Source organism: Acinetobacter septicus (assembly GCF_019355975.1).
In the GTDB taxonomy this organism is placed as follows: domain Bacteria; phylum Pseudomonadota; class Gammaproteobacteria; order Pseudomonadales; family Moraxellaceae; genus Acinetobacter; species Acinetobacter ursingii.
In genome coordinates, this window is the sequence record NZ_CP079898.1 from 3,080,453 (window position 1) to 3,099,354 (window position 18,902).

An 18,902-nucleotide genomic window follows, 5' to 3' on the forward strand; every position below is an offset into this window, starting at 1 on the left:
TAAAGCAATGCTTTGCCCGAGCGCAAAAGAAAAATGTTTCATTTTTCTAACGGGTAGTTTAAGGAACAATCTGTTATATGGCAGGGGCGGCTGGATTCGAACCAACGGATGCCGAGATCAAAACCCGGTGCCTTACCACTTGGCGACGCCCCTAATGCGGCAGAACTTTAATATTTTTACCTGTTTATGTCAAGAAAATTCAACAAAAAACAAAGTAAAAACCAGTCTGACTTTCATGATGTAAATGGCAGGGGCGGCTGGATTCGAACCAACGGATGCCGAGATCAAAACCCGGTGCCTTACCACTTGGCGACGCCCCTAATGTGAAATCTGTAATGGCAGGGGCGGCTGGATTCGAACCAACGGATGCCGAGATCAAAACCCGGTGCCTTACCACTTGGCGACGCCCCTAATACAGAAATCTCAGATGTAATTGGCAGGGGCGGCTGGATTCGAACCAACGGATGCCGAGATCAAAACCCGGTGCCTTACCACTTGGCGACGCCCCTATCTTCAAAGTTGAAAATCATAGAGTGGAGATTGTTTTAAACTATTCACCACATAAGCTTTACATGGCGCATTTTCAACAATTTCAGCAATATTCATTTCAGCATTGATATCAGTAAAAACACAAGCACCTGTTCCTGTAAGCTTTGCCTGACCAAATTGATCTAAATAATGCATTGCTTCATCAACCTGTGGATATAGACTTCTAGCGATAGGCTCAAAGTTATTTCCAAAGCTGGATGGCTTTAACTGATAGGCGCAAAATGTAGTAGGCTTGGAATCTCTTGTCAATGTTTTTTGCGAAAAAAGTAATTGAGTGCTGATAAAACAGTCAGGTTTTAAAATGATGTATTGTTTTTGAGCTAAGTCTATGAATGATAAATGTTCACCGACACCTTCTGCCCATGCATTTTGACCATGCACAAACACAGGAACGTCAGCGCCCAACTGTAATCCAAGCTCTGCCAGTTGCTGAATATTGAGACCACATTGCCAGAGTTGATTGAGCACGATCAGCGTTGTGGCAGCGTTGGATGAACCTCCACCTAGCCCTGCACCCATCGGGATATTTTTCTCGATTTCAATCTTTAGGCCGCATAATTTTTGGGCATAAGGTTTTAATATTTCTGCGGCACGATAAATTAAATTATTTTTCAGATCGACTTGTTCAAGCCCTGCGATTTCTATGGCTGAATCATCATTTGGATAAAAGTTCATCCAGTCATATAAATCAATCAACTCAAAAATGCTTTGCAATTCATGATAACCATCTGCGCGACGACCTGTGATATGCAAAAACAAATTAAGTTTGGCAGGAGAGGGAACCCGAATCATTATCTTCACTTGACTTAACGATTTTGAATGACCATTGTAATACGGTTTTCTTTATTATCTTCAAGTGGCTGCTTTAAAATAAGTTTATTCGGTAATTTTTGCTCTGCATCATAGCTGAGATCAACATTCCAGCCATCTTCTTGGATATGGTTTATTCGACCATCGGCATCTTGAGTGGTTTGAGCCTGTGTAGTTGCAGGTCTGGCTTGTACCCAACTAATAATGTGGGTAATCGGAGCTTGCCATCCTGTTGCACGTTCGAGTAATTCTTCTGGGGAGGATGCTGTAATGAGTCCTGTTTTTGCACTATTCAGGGTAACCTTGCCATTTTTTCCCTGAATTTGAGTTTTACCCATTCCCAAAATGCCAGTCAATTCGATATCAAAGTTTTGCTGTTGTTGTGCCCACGTAAAAAAAGCGCTGCCTGTTTGTTGTGGGGTTCGTACGCCAATTTTACCTTGTAGGTTAAATTGATTTTCGCTTTCTTGAGTGCTCTTTGGCAGTTGGGGTTGGGTAAAATGCTGACAACCTGTTAAAAACAACGCGCTGGAACAACAAAGTGCAATACAGGTTTGAGAAAGCGTATTCATAAATTAACTCTTTTTGGTACTTAACGGTAAGATTAATCCATCAAGCTGTTGTAATTGTGGATCATTTGCATGCTTTTGTTTCAGCTGTTGTAACACTTGAGTGTATTTGTCCAGATCACCTTGCATGTACAAGGCTTTGGCAAATCGAACGCCGATATTGACGTTCTGACTTAAGTTATATGCTTTCCCCAATGAATCAGCCGCGGCAGGAAAATCATTTTGTAAAAAGGCAATATAGCCCAGCGTATCCAATATTGAAGCTTGTTCAGGTGCATATTCCAGTGCAAGTTCAGCGTATTCTCTGGCTTCGTTCAGTCGGCGATTTTGCAAGGCAAGGGTATAGGCATAGGCATTTAAATAAGTCGGGCTATTGGGTTCAATCTGTAATAATTGCTTTAATGCCCGATCAAGTTTATCCCGATCCATATTCGGATCGAGCATCAACACTTCGGCGTAGATCAGTTCAGGATCATCTGTAATACTTTTGATCGCTTCATCTAATAGGCGAATGGCTGCTTTTTTATTGCCCATTTTTTTGAGAATTTCAGCCTGAGCTTGATATAAAAAACTGGCATGTTGTGGGTAATTGACGCGCTCTTGAGTGAGAAAGCGTAAACCATCATTTAGGTTATTTTGTTTTTCAAAAATGGCAATCATATTGCGACGTGAAACGACATAGAGGCTACCATCGACCAGCCGATAATAGGCTTTTGCTGTTTCAAAATGCTGTTTGCGTTCAGCATTCACAGCTAGATAATAATAGGCTTCATTTTGATATTTGGCTGAATAGCGTAAATCGACCAGATATTGCTCGGCTTTTTCGTATTGTTTTAAATCAATGCTGGTTAAGCCTGCAATAAATTTGGCTTCTTCTGCATCTGGCCAGTCTTTAATAATGCTTTGTAGTTTTTCCAGTGCCAGTTCTGGTTCATTGTTTTTGACTAAAAAACGTGCTTCAGCCAAACGAACCTCCAGATTATCCTTGTGACGTCTGCTTGATTTTGCATACCACTGTTGAGCGCCTTCCAGATCATTTAAGCCAATCAATAAATTGGCTTTCATTAAAATAAAACCTGTGACTTTGGGGCGTTTTCGCAATGCTCGATTAATGGTCGTAAGCGCCTGATCGAGTTCGCCATTTTGTGCTTGTAATCCTGCGATCAAGGCCAACACCGAAGGGTTATTTTTCTCTTTACTAAAATTCAGAATATTGAGTAAGTCAGCACGATCGGCAGCTGACTCAGGTGAAATGCCCGCGACAATTTGTTCCAAATCCGCATTGGGATCGATATTTAAAATTTTATCCAGTGTATCTGCTGCAAGCTTGTATTCATGTGCTTTTAAGGCAATATGGGCCAGATAAAACAGTGCGGGAACATCTTCTGGCTCTTGTACCACCCAATGCGTGGCAATATCCAGTGCCGCTTTCATGTCATTATATTCGAGTGCAATATCCAAAGCCCGTTGTTTAATGGCGGGTGAATTGCTCTTAATGGCTAAAACGGTGTAGTTATGGATTGCGGTTGGAATGTCGTCATAAGCCAGTGCAAACTCAGCAATCATACTTTGCTTAAGTGCTTCTGTATTGGGTTGAATTGGATAAAAATCAGTCACAGCACGTACATGCGCTGATGATGCCATGCTTCCTAACAGTAAGAATGTGGTAGAATATTGTCTAATCGACGTACCATTAATTCGGCAATTCATTTGACGCAATTTTAGTAATCCATTTTTCCGTAATCTAAGTATGCTTTTTATGACACCGTTATTGCACAATAGCATAAATTTAGCGAAATGATGATCTGATATGTCCTTCTTTGCATTGGGTGTCAATCATCAAACAGCTTCCGTAGAGTTGAGAGAACAAATCGCTTTTAATGCAGAGCGATTGAGTGCTTTGCTTGCCGAGCAGCGAGATCATCACCATTTAAATGATATGGTGGTGGTCTCGACCTGTAATCGTACTGAAGTGTACGCCATCGCAGATAATGCGGACATGGTACTAGACTGGCTTGCCCAATCAAATGATATTGAAGTAAAACAATTACTTCATCATGTTTATCGTTACGAAAATGCGCAAGCGGTTACACATCTGATGCGGGTGGCCAGTGGTCTGGATTCACTCATGCTCGGTGAGCCACAAATCTTAGGACAAGTCAAAAGTGCGCTGAATTTGTCTAAAGAAGCGCACACCATTTCACCTAGTCTAAATCGAATTTTTGAATATGCTTTTTATGCTGCCAAGCGGGTTCGTACAGAGACCGCGGTGGGTAGTCATGCAGTGTCGATGGGCTATGCTGTTGCGCAACTGGCTTTGCAGGTGTTTAGCCATCCTGAACAGTTGACCGTGATGGTGGTTGCTGCTGGTGAAATGAATAGTCTGGTGGCTAAACATTTGGCAGAAATGGGAGTTGCGAAAATTATTATTTGTAATCGGAGTCGTGAACGTGCTGAAAACCTATCACAGGAAATTGCTCAGCAGGTTGATGTCGAGATTTTAGAATTTAATCAGTTAGCAGATCATTTGCATCGCGCAGATGTCGTGTCGAGTTGTACGGGTAGTTTGCATCAAGTCATTCATTATAAAGATGTCCGTGCTGCGCTGAAAAAACGTCGTTACAAACAGATGCTCATGGTGGACTTGGCTGTACCACGTGATATCGATCCGAAAGTTGAAAGTCTGGATGGCGTTTATCTGTATGGTGTCGATGACCTGCAAAGTGTGATTGATGAAAATCTGGCACAACGTCGTCAGGCAGCAGTTGAAGCTGAAGTGATGGTCAATCAGTTGGCGACTCAACTGGTCACACAGCAAAAAATTCAGCAGGCAGGGAGCACCATACAAGCGTATCGTGAGCATGGCGAGGCACAACGTCGGTCAGAGCTTGCACTTGCGCTTGAAGCCTTAAAAACAGGGCAAAATCCAGAAGATGTGTTAAAAAACTTTGCACATCGTTTAACGCAAAAAATGCTGCATCCGACTTCAATTTTATTGCGTGAAGCGGCGCAAAATGAAAGTCCTGATTATTTTGAATGGATACAGAATGAATTGGCTGACGTGTTTGCCAAAGAACGAAAGCCTAAAAAATAATCTATTAATATCGCTAAGATAATAATCTTAAACCAATCTGCTTGGTGAGTTCATTGAGCTGTTGACGTAAGTTACGCGATTCCAATAGAGAGATCGGTGCTTTTAATTTTTGCCGCAAGTATTTCTCTTGTAATCCTAAAGAATATTCTTTGGCAAGTTTATCCGCAATTTCGGGAGCTTGTGTCAGGCTTTCGATATTGGTTCTTTGCATGATGTCTGCAATTTCATGACAATAGGCACTGCATGCGCCCAGCACATAATAAGTTGCCAATTCTTGATCATCGGGTAATTCATCAAAAATACGATCGAAAATAGCCAAAGTTTTGCCAAGCAACTCATTGGAATCGATGACTGCGCGGAGGGCCTCAAAGTGAATATATAAATAAGGATGGTGCATCAAAATCGCCAGTGCAAAATCTTCATCTTTGGTTTGAATATTAAAAGACAAAGATGCATCATGGCTGATTTGTGGCGTCCATTTGCGCCCTAAACCTAACTTTTCTCTAAATGACTGGGTAAGCAAATAGCGAAACGAGCCATGTTTAGGTAATAACTCAGTCAGTGCTTTCAGTTCGCCCATCACCAGACTTTTACCTTCTGGACTGGAAATGTCGTGCTGTCCTGTTAAATGCGCAAAGACAAAGTCAGACAATAACGGAGCCTGATCCAGTAGACGATTAAAACTTTCTAAGCCTTCACGACGAATCAATGAGTCTGGATCGTGTTCATGGGGCAATACAAAAAATTTAAGTTCACGTCCATCATTTAATAAAGGAAGTGCAATTTCCAGCGTGCGTCGAGCGGCTTTTTGACCTGCGGCATCTCCATCAAAGGCAATGGTAATCCGCGGATTTTGCTTAAATAAGGTCGTGAGATGATCTGCATTACTGGCAGTTCCAAGTGTCGCAACAGCACCATAAACGCCATATTGTTGTAAGGCGATGACATCCATATAACCTTCAACCATCAACCAGTCATGGGCTTTGAGTTTTCGTCCTTCATAGAGTCCATAGAGCAATTGATTTTTATGAAAAATATCGGAGTCTGGTGAATTGATATATTTGGGTTTGATTTCATCATTCAGCGCACGGCCGCCAAAACCCACTACACGACCCTTTTGATCACGAATCGGGAAAATCACCCGTTCACGCAATAAATCAAAATCCCGTCCGTTATCACTGGAACGAATTAAGCCGACTTTTTTTAGACCGTCAATATCCTGTGGAAATGCTTTTTCCAGATGTTGCCAATCTTCAGGTGCATAACCTAACCGCCAGAACTGAATGGTTTCAGTTGTTAATCCACGTTGCTTAAAATAGCTCTGTGCTTTTTTACTGTGAGGAAGTTGTCGTTCATAAAACTGCGCTACATTTTCAAGTAAGTCGTATAAATTTCCTTCTTGCGGGATATCCTCAAAAGGAGAAAGGGTGCTATCAAACTGTGCAAAAGGATCATCTAAATAGACAGGCATTGCCAGATTTGCCGCGTCGGCAAAAGCCTGATTGGGATCTTGGTCTTGCTGTGTAATTGCTGGTGATGTGACTTCTGGTGCAGCAATCGCTTTGGGCTCAAGTTTTTGTGGTGTGCGTTTATAAGACAGTTTTTTATTATCAAAATTATCTTTGGGTAATTCGATTCCTGCTTTGCTAGAAAGCTCCTGCATAACATCGATAAAATTACGGCTATCAATATCCATTAAAAAGCGAATCGCATTGCCATTGGCCTGACAGCCAAAGCAGTGGTAATAGCCTTTGTCACGATAGACGTGGAAAGAAGGGGTTTTTTCCTGATGAAATGGGCAACAGCCCGAATAGCTTCGTCCAGTTTTCTTAAGCTTTACCCGCTGACCAATCAGTTCGACCAGATCTGTACGATCCAGAATTTGATCAATCGTATGTTGTGGAATCGCCATAATAAAATTACCGTGTCTGGACGAAAAATATTGCTGTCATTGAGACCACTTTACATGATGCAGTCTAATGGTGATGATTTCAATGCGCTCAAAATGAAAAAAGGCAAGTCAGATGAACTTGCCTTGCTGTGTAACGAAACCAGTTTAGTTGGCAGCATCATCATCATTGGTTTGTGGCGCGACCGTATCTGGTACAACACTCATACTCGGAACAGTTTGTTGTACTGGTGGTGCGGAAATAGGCGCAACTTCATGTTGTTCAGGTTTATCCAGTAAACCAAAACTCAAACGATTGGTCAGGCTGCGTTTTTCAGTTGGATGATCCGATGTTGCTTCTTCAACACCTGAGGTTTTCGATCCACGACCTAAAATACCCAGTGTTGCACGATTCCACCAGCTTCCCTCATGACGCGCTGCGCGCAAATCAACTTTACCATTAGATTTCACTAAATCTGGGTAGTTTAGTTTTAATACATTGGTGTATTGTTGACTAAGCTCTTGATCACCTAATTTGTCATAGGCATACGCTAAAGTTGCGAGTGCTTCAGGAGTTTGCGGTGTTTGTGGATAATGTTCAACAACCCATTGTGCGCGTTCAGCCGCCGCAAGCCAAGCCTGACGTTTTAAATTAAAACGTGCTACATTAATTTCATTTTCAGCAAGTTCTTGCTGAATATATTTCATGCGCTGTGCTGCATCGACCGCATATTCACTACTTGGGAAACGACGAATAAAGTCAACAAAATTTTGATAAGCCAGTTTTAAATAACTCACATCGCGATGTGACTGTTGTAATGAGGTATAGCGCAACAAGCTATCGTAATTGAGTTCCATGTTGGACACGCCACGTACATAGTAGGCATAATCGACATTAGGATGTTGTGGATTCAAGCGAATAAAACGCTCTGCAAGTGCAATCGCACCTTCATAATCTTTTTGTTGAAATTTGACGTACAGCAGATCAAGTTGCGCTTGTTGGGCGTATTGACCTGTAGGATAATAGGTATCGATTGCTTCTAAGGACTTTGCTGCGTCTGAATATTGTTTGCGACTCAGTGATTTTTCGGCTTTTTCAAAATAAACCAGTTCACTTGACTTAGGCCCAGTATCGACTACTTCTTTTTTTGGATTACTGCTACAACCCACCATTGCAGTCGCTACACCAAGAGAAAGGGCAAGCATGGTAATCTTATAATTTGGTAGCGACATAAAAACTCCTCTGTTATATACGGGCAATGAGCTACAATTGCGCTATTAAACCACTTTTATCAATTTGAGCAAATGACTTCAGCACAATCTTCTCATTCAAATCTCTCAGAAACAGACTTCTTACTTGAAGATTCTGAGGATGCAGATAATCATAATTCTGACACAACTGCAACACGTTTATCGTTGCAACAGCAGCTTGATGAAACTTATCTGGGACAACGCATTGATCAGGTCGCAGCCAGTGTGTGGAGCGACTTTTCCAGAGAACGCCTCAAACAGTGGATGAAAGATGGCCATTTGTTGGTAAATGGTAACATCGTAAAGCCCAAATATCGCTGTGAAGGTAATGAGTTATTGACCTTAAATGTCGAGCTTGAGGCTCAGACTACTAATCAGCCTGAAAATATTGCACTGGACATTGTCTATGAAGACGATGATATTTTAGTGATTAATAAACCTGTGGGCATGGTGGTGCATCCCGGCGCAGGCAATAGTTCAGGGACACTGGTTAACGCCTTGCTATATCACTATCCAAAATCGGCTGAATTAGCGCGAGCGGGACTTGTGCATCGTATTGATAAAGATACGAGCGGTTTATTGGTAGTGGCCAAAAATCTCGAAGCACAGTTTTCCTTAAGTAAACAACTGGCAGATAAATCGGTTTACCGCATTTACGATTTAATTGTTTATGGCAATATTGTGGCGGGAGGTACTATTGATGAACCGATTAAACGTCATCCAGTTGACCGTATTAAAATGGCTATTCTTCCGGGCGGGCGTGATGCGGTAACGCATTATAATGTCAAAGAGCGTTTCCAAAACTTTACGCGTGTACAGGCACAACTTGAAACGGGGCGGACGCATCAGATTCGGGTGCATTTTAGTTATATCGGCCATGGTTTGGTGGGCGATTCTGTCTATATGAATCGAGTTCGTGTTCCTGCGGGAGCAAGTGAACGTTTAAATATTACCTTACGTGCTTTCAAGCGTCAGGCTTTACATGCTTCCAAACTGGGTCTGGTTCATCCGCGTACTCGCGAAAATATGATGTTTGAAGCACCGTGGCCAGAAGATTTTAGTTATTTGGTTGAGGTCTTGCGTCAGGACAATGCGGCTTATTAGGTTTCTTTCGTAACTATTTAAGCCCTCTTTATTTTTTTCTAAGGAGGAAATAAAAGGGGCTTATGAAAAACTCCATTCAAGATTAAAGGAATCAGTTCATGAATTTTGTGCAGGGTTTACCACAAGGTGTTTATGTGGGACAGACCACCATTCAACATGCTGGAGCGCTGCCAAGTATTCATGCTGATTTAGCTGGATTTAATCTGGCTTTACATGTCAATGACGATCCTGAGCGTGTTCAGCAGCATCGCATGATATTGCTGAATGAGTTTGCCGAATATGGGGTTAATAAAATCACATGGATGACCCAAACCCATAGCACTATTTGCCATACTGTTAATGAACAAATAACATTTGATGCACTGGTTGGAGATGGATTAGTTACTCAAACCAAAGGTCATGCGCTGATGATGATGACGGCTGATTGTCTGCCTGTGGTTTTGGGCAATCGGGATGGTACAGAAGTTGCGAATTTACATGCAGGTTGGCGTGGTCTTGCGGGTGGAATAATTGAAAATACCATCGAAGCCATGCAAAGTGGCGCGACATGGGCTTGGCTGGGTGCTGCGATTAGTCAGCCCTGTTTTGAGGTAGGGATTGAGGTCAAGAAAACGTTCTGTGAAAAATACCCAGAACTGGATATAGCTTTTGAACAAGGCAAACAGGATGATAAGTTTTATGCGGATCTTTATGCCATTGCGCGTTATATCTTGGAGCAACATGGAATAGAGTTAATACTTGGCGGTGATCAATGTTCATATCGTCAACAAGATGAATACTATTCTTATCGGCGTAATGCCAAAACAGGACGCATGGCGACATTCGTTTTTATCCGATAAAAGTGGTAAACTTTCAAAGTACTATCAGTTTGATTGATTTATGTCACTGCTCAAAAAATCACTTTGTATTGTTTATCATAGCCCTTATGGACATACTGCCAAAGTTGCGTCGTATATTGCACAAGGTGCAAAAACCTTAGCTATTGATGTGCATTTAATGTCGATTGAACATATTGACTGGGATGCTCTGGATGCGGCACACGGGATTATTTTCGGGTCCCCCACTTATATGGGAAGTGTTTCGGCTGATTTTAAAAAGTTTATGGATAGTACATCTAAGCGTTGGAAAAATCGTCTCTGGCAAGGCAAACTTGCCGCTGGCTTTGCAAATTCTGGTGGTCTAAGCGGTGATAAACTCGCAGTCCTTCAACAACTTAATATTTTCGCGATGCAGCACGGTATGCTTTGGTCTGGATTGCCATTAATGGCAACGGGTTCTACAGAAACAGATTTAAATCGACTTTCGAGTTGTTTAGGCTTGATGACTCAATCCGATAATGCTCCTGTTGAGATTACCCCGCCTAAAGGTGATCTTGATACTGCAATATGGTTTGGGGAGTATATTGCGGGTGTGCTCTATCGTTTAAATTGTGCAGAGAAAGAAAAAGCCTCCAAAAAGTAAATTCAGAGGCTTTTGTATTCATTTAATTGTTAATGCATCAAATTATTTATGCATTAACCTTGCCTTATCACGCTGCCAGTCACGGTCTTTTTCAGTCGCACGCTTATCGTGTTGCTGCTTACCTTTTACCAATGCAATTTCCAGTTTGACCAGATGACCTTTCCAGTAACAGGCTAAAGGTACACACGAATAACCTTTCTGATTGACTGCACCCATCAATTGTTCAATTTGTCTACGAGACAATAACAATTTACGGGTACGCGTTGCTTCGGGAACGATATGTGTGGATGCAGAAAGTAAAGGTTGAATCTGTGCACCAAACAAATAGGCTTCACTATTTTTAAAAATAATATAACTTTCGGTCAGGCTCATGCGGCCTGCGCGTAAAGATTTTACTTCCCAACCTAGCAGCGCAATGCCTGCTTCAAATTTTTCTTCAATAAAATAATCGTGGCGCGCGCGTTTATTCTGCGCAATGGTGCCGCCGTTATTTTTCTTCACTACTACTGCTTTCGCCATAATCTTAAAAATTCCAAAGTTAAGCTATTGTGCCTGAAACAGTGACAGAGGTGAAGTTTTTTCATTTTAATCAGGTGGCTTATTGATACGATGTCTTCGCTAAGAAATCAAGATTTGCTAGAATACAACTCTCAGAAAATAAACTAGAGTAAAAATGGATGACTAAAGCACGTGTTATCTATCCAGGTACATTTGACCCAATCACCAATGGACATATTGATTTGGTCACTCGCGCCTCACGAATGTTTGATGAAGTTGTGGTCGCCATTGCGATTGGACATCATAAGAACCCAGTCTTTAGTTTAGAAGAGCGTGTCGCGTTGGCCAAAGCCTCTTTAAGCCATTTACCCAATGTTGAGTTTGTTGGATTTGACGGCTTATTGGTCAATTTTTTTCGCGAACAAAATGCAACAGCAGTATTACGAGGTTTACGCGCTGTATCTGATTTTGAATACGAATTTCAATTGGCAAATATGAATCGTCAATTAGATTCACATTTTGAAGCCGTGTTTTTAACCCCGTCTGAACAATATTCCTTTATTTCATCGACTTTAGTTCGTGAAATTGCGCGTTTAAGAGGAGATGTCGCCAAGTTTGTCCCGCAAGCTGTGGTGGAAGCCTTCGAACGCAAACATCAACAAGGTTGGTAGAGTGTCACTCATTATTACTGATGAATGCATCAATTGCGATGTCTGTGAACCCGTATGTCCAAATGAGGCCATTTTTATGGGCGACGTGATTTACGAGATTCATCCAGACTTATGTACTGAATGTGTGGGACATTTTGATGAACCGCAATGTCAGTTATTTTGCCCTGTTGATTGCATTCCTAAAGATCCTGACCATGTTGAAACACATGGGGAGCTTTTGCAAAAGTATCAAAAACTAATTGATCAAAAAAGCACAAGCAATTAATCCAAATCTTTGCTACTATGCGCTCCTGAAGTGGACTGGACGGTCGCTGCTGTGGAGGTCTTCGTGACTGAAGCAGGGGAGGAAAGTCCGGGCTTCATAGGGCAGGGTGCCAGGTAACGCCTGGGCGGCGAAAGTCGACGGAAAGTGCAGCAGAGAGTAGACCGCCTCATTCGTGAGGTAAGGGTGAAAGGGTGCGGTAAGAGCGCACCGCGTGTCTGGTAACAGTTCACGGCATGGTAAACCCCACCAGAAGCAAGACCAAATAGGAATCCTGAGGTACGGCCCGTACTGGATTCGGGTAGGTCGCTTGAGCGTATGAGTGATTGTACGCCTAGAGGAATGATCGTCCTCGACAGAACCCGGCTTACAGGTCCACTTCACCAATTTTATGAAAAATTTGCTTGACGTATCTCAGATAACTTTGGATAATGCGCGCACAGTTTTCGGCTATGTAGCTCAGTTGGTTAGAGCACAGCACTCATAATGCTGGGGTCACAGGTTCAAGTCCCGTCATAGCCACCATTTAACAGACCATGCTCCTGCATGGTCTTTTTTTATGTCAATTTTCTTGGTTTGTGTGAAAATTATTTAAATAACATTTATCGTGATGTTTTAAGTCATTGAATCTATAAGTGCTTGTAAATTAATCAGGATGTCAATTTTCTGTGATTTTTTGTAGCAAATATTATTACTTTTGATTATCATTCTCATTTAAGTCTATTCATTCTTTATTTCTCCTGCAATTTATCAGGCCTAAAACTGCATAAATTAATTTATTGAATAGTAATCATTATCTTTAGTTTTATCATTTATTGGTGGGTTATGTATCGTCCTCAGAATCAGTTCACGTCCATAAATAAGGTCAATCCGCAAATTCGATTGAAACCGCACTATTTAGCGGTATGTCTTGGCATGTTGATGGTACCAGTCTCCACGAATCTCTTGGCGGCAGAAGAAAGTAAAACGGCTGATTCAAATCACTATACTAAGCTTTCTGTTATTACGGTGTACGCCGAAAAGGAAGACAAAGTTCCATCTTCTGTGACGAGCATTAGTCGAGATAATTTAGATCGAACAGGTGCAACAGATATGGCCAGTATTGTGAAATATTTGCCTTTGGTGAGTGCGCCATTTGCAGCCAATGGGGCGAGTGCTTTTTATGCAGGCTCAGGTACCAGTAGTTATAACATTCGTGGGATTGATGGTAATCGGGTTGGGTTAGATGTTGATGGTATTGATATCGCAGATGCTACTGTTGCGACTTGGACAGGTGCAAGTATGCGAAATAGTGCCGCAGGCCGTGATTATATTGAGCCTGAAATGTTTCAAACAGTGAATATCCAATCAGGTACAACGGGTGCTTCAACAGACGGGATTGGTGGACGTGTTTCATTCAAGACTAAATCACCTGAAGATTATCTGATAGATGGGAAAAATGTAGCTGCTACTGCGAAAGCGGGCTATAGCTCGGCAGATGAAGCATGGTTGAGTTCGGTAACGGGAGCTGTTGGAAATGATACGCTTAAAGCATTGATTGCTTATGCGCATCGGGATGGTAAAGAAATTCAGGGTAATTCTGATACCAAACAATTCCCTGTTGACTGGAAATCTGATGCTATTTTAGGTCGTATCATCTGGGACATTAATCAACAACATCAACTGGGTTTTACCGCGGATTATTATAAAAAGAAAAATGATATTAGTAAGATGGATGGTTCTACCTATACAGGGATCACGTATGGAGATGGTACACAAAACCAAAATATTGAACGCGAACAATACAGTCTGGATTATCGGTTTAAGCCAAGTAACTTTAGTTTATTCGATCAGTTGAAAGCCAAAGCTTGGTATCAGGAATCACATAATGATACCCGTACGGGTTATAAAGCCGCGACTTATTATCGTGATGTCAATAATACCTTTAAAGAAGAAAATACGGGCATCAAACTCGATGCCGAAAAATATCTTGGTGTGCATCATTTTGAATATGGTCTGTTAGTAGATCAAAAGAAATATTCAAGTGATCGTAAGGAATTGCGTAATGGTGCTCCAACTTCATCAACTTTATATCAGGGAAGTTATTTGTCTGATTCTAAAGTCAATCGTTACGCTGCCTATGTGTCAGATAGCATGACTTTTGATGTGTTTGATCGTGCTTTAAGACTGACCCCGTCTTTACGTGCCGAACGCCAAGAAATTAAACCAGAAAATTCAAATTATTCAGGTTTTTCTGCTAAAGCTTTCAATTATTTATCGCCAGGATTGTCACTGAGTTATCAGTTAACGCCTTACAATTACACTTATGCGAAATACACTCGTGGTACACGTGTTCCAAGTGCAACGGAGTTAGGCAGTTATTTCCAGACCACGTCTACCAATTCATATTATTTGGCGGGTAACTCAAATTTAGACAAAGAAACCAGTGATGCATTTGAGATAGGGCTAAGAAATGATTCGATTGAAGGGATAAAACTGGATTTAACCGGATTTTATACCAAATACGATAATTTCATTGATTATAAATCTTTACCAGCATCTGAATGTACCGTTTCAGGCGTGTTTTTATGTTATGAAGCAGAAAATCTGGCACAAGCTGCGATTTGGGGCGGGGAGCTTTCTACACGTGTAGATCTTGGACATTTTATTCATGATGCAGATGGTTTTAGTGTAGCCTTGGTTGCAGGTAAAACCAGAGGTCATGCCAAAGATAATGATGGCAAAGAGAGTGGGGTAAACTCTGTTACTCCTGCGAAAGCCAGTCTAACACTTGCTTATGATGATCCTGAGCATATCTACGGTCTTGGATTTACAACGACTGCTGTGGATAGTAAAACCGCATCACAGGATGTGAGTACCTATTCAACCAACTCAAACTATATTCCTGTGAAAGGCTATACCGTATTTGATTTGTCCGCTTATTGGAATGTCAATAAAAATATGAAATTCAATGTCTCTTTAAATAACATTTTTGACAAAACCTATTGGAATTATTCAAGTGTAGGCACATTAAATACCGCGACTAGTACCAGTGGAAGCATTAATGCGTTGCGTGATCGTTCTGCCGAGGCAGGCCGTAATGTGGTCGCAAGTGTTGAATTTAAATATTAATTATTATCAGAGATTGTATAGGACATTATCATCATGAAACACATTAAATTTACGCTCTTGACTTGCAGCCTTTTTAGCTCATTTGTAATGGCCGCGCCAGATCATCAGATTGAAGCACAGGCTTATGGCCTTTATGCGTTGTACCATCCACAAGATAAAAATCCAAACAACGCAACATTTATTAAAAACTATGCGGCTGATTATGCAGATTTATTTAAAACCCAAAAGCAAGTGAATCAACAACAATATGTGAAGTACGAACAAGCCAGATTGGAGCCTGTATTAAAGCAGCGCCGTGACATGTCGTTGAAACAGGCACATGTTCGTTTTGGTGTATTAAATACCAATAAAGACGACAAAATTACCTTAAAGGAATATCAGGAAATTGGCCTTAAAACCTTTAATCAATTTGATAAAAATCAGGATGGGATTATTACTGCCGAAGATGCCAAGAACGAGGCCACTGCAACAGGTACACATGATGGCTTTAAAGTAAAATCTCCATTGTCGATGCCAATGGCAGCGGATGTGAATGAATTTATTCAAATGTATGCCAATAACAATAAAAAATATGTGACCTTAGGCGACTATTTAACCCATCGTGATCAACAATTTTTCTTAACGGATAGTAATAAGGATCTCAGCCTATCTGAAGATGAATATGTGGGTGAATTTACTCAGCGTTATGACGAGCATTTGGCTCAGGCGAGTAAACAATATAACGAGATTTTTAATCAGCAATTCCAAAATATCAGTCATGGCAAAACCACAATTCAGGACAAAGATATTAAAACTTTTGCAGCTCGTGTATTGAAAGGAATTTAACTGAAAACATTATCTTGTGATGTTTTGAGAATCAATATTTGGCCGTTTTTGTACATTAGTTTAAGCAAAAATGGTCAAAAAATTGTGCTGTAGATAAAATTAAAATGAATCAAAATAAAAAAGATAAATAGAAGAACTGGAACGTAAAAATCGAATTACTCTTGAATCGCATCCAAAATTAAATTGACGTTTAAACGATTACGGCATTGTCCGACAAAATCTTCAATTTTCTCAGTTTTATATTGTTGGAAATCAAAACCCTGATAATCAGTACAAATTGAAGCTAAGTATTGCGTCCGAAACGCATTGTGATCAAAGATTTGATGAATAAACGTGCCTTGAATATGTTGATCTTGAAAATACAGCGGGTATTTTGAGCTTATCCCATGATGCATTTCAAAACCTTCAATCTGCATGCCAAAAATTGAATAATTTTTTTTCGCTAAAATTTTATCTTGAGCAAAGTGAATATCATCACTTATCAAGCTTAGACCCGTCGCGATGGTTGGTTGTGGGTTTTCAATCTGATGAGGATCATGTAGTTGTTGAAATAACATTTCATAACCGCCGCAAATGGCAAAAATCGCTTTTGTGCGTTGTTGTAGTTGTTCAAATAAGCCATTTTGTTTTAACCAGTTTAAATCCTGAATCACTAATTTTGAGCCCGGAAGTATCACCACATCAAAACGTTCTAAAGAAATCGGGCTATGAATAAATTCCAGTAAAACCTCATCATCGGCAATCAAGGGTTCAAAGTCGTTATAATTACTCATATAAGGATAGGCAATGACGCCAATCGAGATTTTCTGCTGACCAGATTGCTGTACAAAATTTTGCAGACTGGCATTGTCTTCAAACCCGAGATTAAACGGCATATAGGGCAAAACGCCTAAAACTGGAATTTTAAATTGTTCCTGAATAATATCGATGCCCGCATCAAATAAAGACAAATCACCACAAAATTTATTGACGATCACACCAATGACGTTGTTACGTAGGTGAGCGGGGAGTAAGTTATAAGTCCCCCAGATTGAAGCAAATACGCCACCTTTTTCGATGTCAGCGATTAAAATAATTTTGGTTTGATAGGTTTCAGCAATAAAAATATTAGAAAGATCTTTGTCCATTAAGTTAAGTTCGACTGGACTGCCTGCACCTTCTGCGACCACGCAATCATAACGGTCAGCCAAATAATCAAAACATCGTTTTACCGCAGGTTTGAGTTGATCCAGATCGCGGTAATAGTCGAGTACATGCTGCTGTGAAATAACTTTGCCTTCCACGATGACCGAAGCACGACCATTTGAGCCAGATTTGAGTAATACAGGATTAAGGTGATACGAAGTTGTAATACCTAGAATTTCAGCCTGAAAGGATTGGGCAATCGCAATTTCACTGCCATCATCACAAACCCGTGCATTATTCGAGACATTTTGTGCTTTAAAGGGCGCAACCCGTAAACCTGTATCTTGTAAGATTTTGGCAATCACAAAGGTCATGGTGGATTTTCCAGCATCACTGGAAGTTCCAAAAATTGAAATATGTCTCATGCTGATATGCTTATCAATAAAATCGGGTAGGCAGAAAGGGGGTAGCTACGGCATAATACGTTATTTTTACGATCAACGTAGTGGTCAAATGCAGGCTACACTGTATGTTTTGTATATGATTAAATCAGATATACATATGAAAAAACATGCAAAGTAAGTATTGTTTAAATCACTATAATGAATATCTATTTCCAGATCTAGCATAAGGCCAATCTGGAGAGTTATGTCGAATTTTCAATTTGGAGTTGTTATGGCACTCGTTCCTCCATATGGTGGCGCAAGTTGTGACGAAAAACTACTTGGCGGCTTAATGATTAAAACGGACTGGAAAGGAGATGCACATGACTGAAGATAGATTAACCCATCTCAAGCAGCTTGAAGCTGAAAGTATTCACATTATTCGTGAAGTTGCAGCCGAATTTGAAAACCCAGTGATGCTTTACTCGATTGGTAAAGATTCTGCGGTGATGCTGCATCTGGCACTGAAAGCGTTTTATCCTGCAAAACTTCCATTCCCTTTATTACACGTCGATACAGGCTGGAAATTTAAGGACATGATTGCCTTTCGTGACAATATGGCTAAAACCCATGGCTTTGATTTGATCGTGCATCAGAACAAAGAAGGTCGTGATGCGGGCATCAATCCATTCGATCATGGTAGCTCGAAATATACCGACATCATGAAAACTCAAGGCTTAAAGCAAGCGTTGGACAAGTATCAGTTTGATGCGGCTTTTGGTGGTGCGCGTCGCGATGAAGAAAAATCACGTGCTAAAGAACGTGTTTATTCATTCCGTGATAGTAAGCACCGTTGGGATCCTAAAAATCAGCGTCCAGAACTTTGGAATCTTTACAATGGTAAAGTAAACAAGGGCGAAAGTATCCGCGTATTCCCATTGTCAAACTGGACTGAACTGGATATCTGGCAGTATATCTATTTAGAAAATATTCAAATCGTTCCTCTTTATTTCTCTGCGGTACGTCCTGTGGTTGAGCGTAGTGGTACGCTGATCATGGTTGATGACGAGCGCATGCGTTTAAAAGAAGGCGAAGTTCCACAAATGAAATCGGTACGTTTCCGTACGCTCGGCTGTTACCCATTAACGGGTGCGGTGGAATCTGAGGCAGATACTTTGCCTGAGATCATTCAGGAAATGCTTTTGGCCACAAGTTCTGAACGTCAGGGTCGTATGATTGACCATGATGAAGCGGGCTCAATGGAAAAGAAAAAGCAGGAAGGTTATTTCTAATAAATCTCC

General features: G+C 40.9%; 16 protein-coding genes, 5 tRNA genes and 1 other RNA gene. 11 read left to right on the forward strand and 11 right to left on the reverse strand.

Annotated elements, in window-relative coordinates:
• Positions 1–78: 78 nt before the first annotated feature.
• From I6L31_RS14565 to I6L31_RS14595, 7 genes are all read right to left on the reverse strand, one after another.
• A tRNA-Gln gene (locus I6L31_RS14565) sits at positions 79–153 on the reverse strand.
• Positions 154–245: 92 nt separating this feature from the next.
• A tRNA-Gln gene (locus tag I6L31_RS14570) sits at positions 246–320 on the reverse strand.
• 16 nt (positions 321–336) lie between these two features.
• Positions 337–411, reverse strand: a tRNA-Gln gene (locus I6L31_RS14575).
• Between the two features lie 23 nt (positions 412–434).
• Positions 435–509, reverse strand: a tRNA-Gln gene (locus I6L31_RS14580).
• A 4-nt stretch (positions 510–513) separates the two neighbouring features.
• Positions 514–1,341: a 4-(cytidine 5'-diphospho)-2-C-methyl-D-erythritol kinase gene (gene ispE, locus I6L31_RS14585; RefSeq protein WP_005003061.1), complete on the reverse strand. Its 828-nt coding sequence runs from the start codon at positions 1,339–1,341 to the stop codon at positions 514–516.
• A gap of 14 nt (positions 1,342–1,355) precedes the next feature.
• A complete protein-coding gene (gene lolB / locus I6L31_RS14590; protein ID WP_005003063.1) occupies positions 1,356–1,931 on the reverse strand; it encodes a lipoprotein insertase outer membrane protein LolB in 576 nt (191 codons plus the stop codon).
• A gap of 3 nt (positions 1,932–1,934) precedes the next feature.
• Positions 1,935–3,638 carry a tetratricopeptide repeat protein gene (locus tag I6L31_RS14595; RefSeq protein WP_080632315.1) on the reverse strand — a complete coding sequence of 568 codons (1,704 nt, stop codon included), beginning with the start codon at positions 3,636–3,638 and terminating at the stop codon, positions 1,935–1,937.
• A 100-nt stretch (positions 3,639–3,738) separates the two neighbouring features.
• On the opposite strand from I6L31_RS14595, the gene hemA reads away from it, so the two are divergent.
• Positions 3,739–5,022: a glutamyl-tRNA reductase gene (gene hemA / locus I6L31_RS14600; RefSeq protein ID WP_005003065.1), complete on the forward strand. Its 1,284-nt coding sequence runs from the start codon at positions 3,739–3,741 to the stop codon at positions 5,020–5,022.
• A gap of 13 nt (positions 5,023–5,035) precedes the next feature.
• On the opposite strand, the gene I6L31_RS14605 is transcribed toward hemA, so the two are convergent.
• Both I6L31_RS14605 and I6L31_RS14610 read right to left on the reverse strand, forming a co-directional pair.
• Positions 5,036–6,934 carry a DNA primase gene (locus I6L31_RS14605; RefSeq protein WP_004990618.1) on the reverse strand — a complete coding sequence of 633 codons (1,899 nt, stop codon included), beginning with the start codon at positions 6,932–6,934 and terminating at the stop codon, positions 5,036–5,038.
• A 144-nt stretch (positions 6,935–7,078) separates the two neighbouring features.
• Positions 7,079–8,143, reverse strand: coding sequence for an outer membrane protein assembly factor BamD (locus I6L31_RS14610; protein WP_004990617.1), 1,065 nt, complete (start codon positions 8,141–8,143; stop codon positions 7,079–7,081).
• Between the two features lie 72 nt (positions 8,144–8,215).
• Between I6L31_RS14610 and rluD the strand changes: the two genes are divergently transcribed.
• The 3 genes from rluD (at position 8,216) to I6L31_RS14625 (ending at position 10,726) form a co-directional block, all read left to right on the forward strand.
• The gene (rluD, locus tag I6L31_RS14615) at positions 8,216–9,265 is read left to right on the forward strand and encodes a 23S rRNA pseudouridine(1911/1915/1917) synthase RluD (protein ID WP_004990616.1); all 1,050 of its coding nucleotides are present in this window, start codon (positions 8,216–8,218) and stop codon (positions 9,263–9,265) included.
• Positions 9,266–9,363: 98 nt separating this feature from the next.
• Positions 9,364–10,104: a peptidoglycan editing factor PgeF gene (gene pgeF, locus I6L31_RS14620; protein ID WP_004990615.1), complete on the forward strand. Its 741-nt coding sequence runs from the start codon at positions 9,364–9,366 to the stop codon at positions 10,102–10,104.
• 40 nt (positions 10,105–10,144) lie between these two features.
• Positions 10,145–10,726, forward strand: coding sequence for a flavodoxin family protein (locus tag I6L31_RS14625; protein ID WP_004990614.1), 582 nt, complete (start codon positions 10,145–10,147; stop codon positions 10,724–10,726).
• Positions 10,727–10,768: 42 nt separating this feature from the next.
• Here the strand turns inward: I6L31_RS14625 and smpB are convergent, their stop codons facing one another.
• The gene (gene smpB / locus I6L31_RS14630) at positions 10,769–11,245 is read right to left on the reverse strand and encodes an SsrA-binding protein SmpB (protein WP_004990613.1); all 477 of its coding nucleotides are present in this window, start codon (positions 11,243–11,245) and stop codon (positions 10,769–10,771) included.
• A gap of 158 nt (positions 11,246–11,403) precedes the next feature.
• On the opposite strand from smpB, the gene coaD reads away from it, so the two are divergent.
• From coaD to I6L31_RS14660, 6 genes are all read left to right on the forward strand, one after another.
• The gene (gene coaD / locus I6L31_RS14635) at positions 11,404–11,895 is read left to right on the forward strand and encodes a pantetheine-phosphate adenylyltransferase (protein WP_004990612.1); all 492 of its coding nucleotides are present in this window, start codon (positions 11,404–11,406) and stop codon (positions 11,893–11,895) included.
• Position 11,896: 1 nt separating this feature from the next.
• Positions 11,897–12,160 (forward strand): YfhL family 4Fe-4S dicluster ferredoxin, encoded by a 264-nt coding sequence (locus I6L31_RS14640; protein WP_010588836.1) that lies wholly within the window; start codon positions 11,897–11,899, stop codon positions 12,158–12,160.
• Between the two features lie 27 nt (positions 12,161–12,187).
• An RNA gene (rnpB, locus tag I6L31_RS14645) (RNase P RNA component class A) lies at positions 12,188–12,543 on the forward strand.
• 62 nt (positions 12,544–12,605) lie between these two features.
• Positions 12,606–12,682, forward strand: a tRNA-Met gene (locus I6L31_RS14650).
• A gap of 300 nt (positions 12,683–12,982) precedes the next feature.
• Entirely contained in the window at positions 12,983–15,268 is a 2,286-nt protein-coding gene (locus tag I6L31_RS14655; protein ID WP_005003068.1) for a TonB-dependent hemoglobin/transferrin/lactoferrin family receptor, read from the forward strand.
• A gap of 33 nt (positions 15,269–15,301) precedes the next feature.
• The gene (locus I6L31_RS14660) at positions 15,302–16,093 is read left to right on the forward strand and encodes a CREC-EF hand family protein (RefSeq protein WP_005003069.1); all 792 of its coding nucleotides are present in this window, start codon (positions 15,302–15,304) and stop codon (positions 16,091–16,093) included.
• 155 nt (positions 16,094–16,248) lie between these two features.
• Here the strand turns inward: I6L31_RS14660 and I6L31_RS14665 are convergent, their stop codons facing one another.
• The gene (locus I6L31_RS14665) at positions 16,249–17,643 is read right to left on the reverse strand and encodes a cobyric acid synthase (protein WP_035271965.1); all 1,395 of its coding nucleotides are present in this window, start codon (positions 17,641–17,643) and stop codon (positions 16,249–16,251) included.
• Between the two features lie 341 nt (positions 17,644–17,984).
• Here I6L31_RS14665 and cysD point away from each other — a divergent pair, with 341 nt between their 5' ends.
• Complete coding sequence (gene cysD, locus I6L31_RS14670) at positions 17,985–18,893, forward strand: sulfate adenylyltransferase subunit CysD (RefSeq protein ID WP_004990602.1); 909 nt, start codon at positions 17,985–17,987, stop codon at positions 18,891–18,893.
• Positions 18,894–18,902 lie beyond the last annotated feature (9 nt).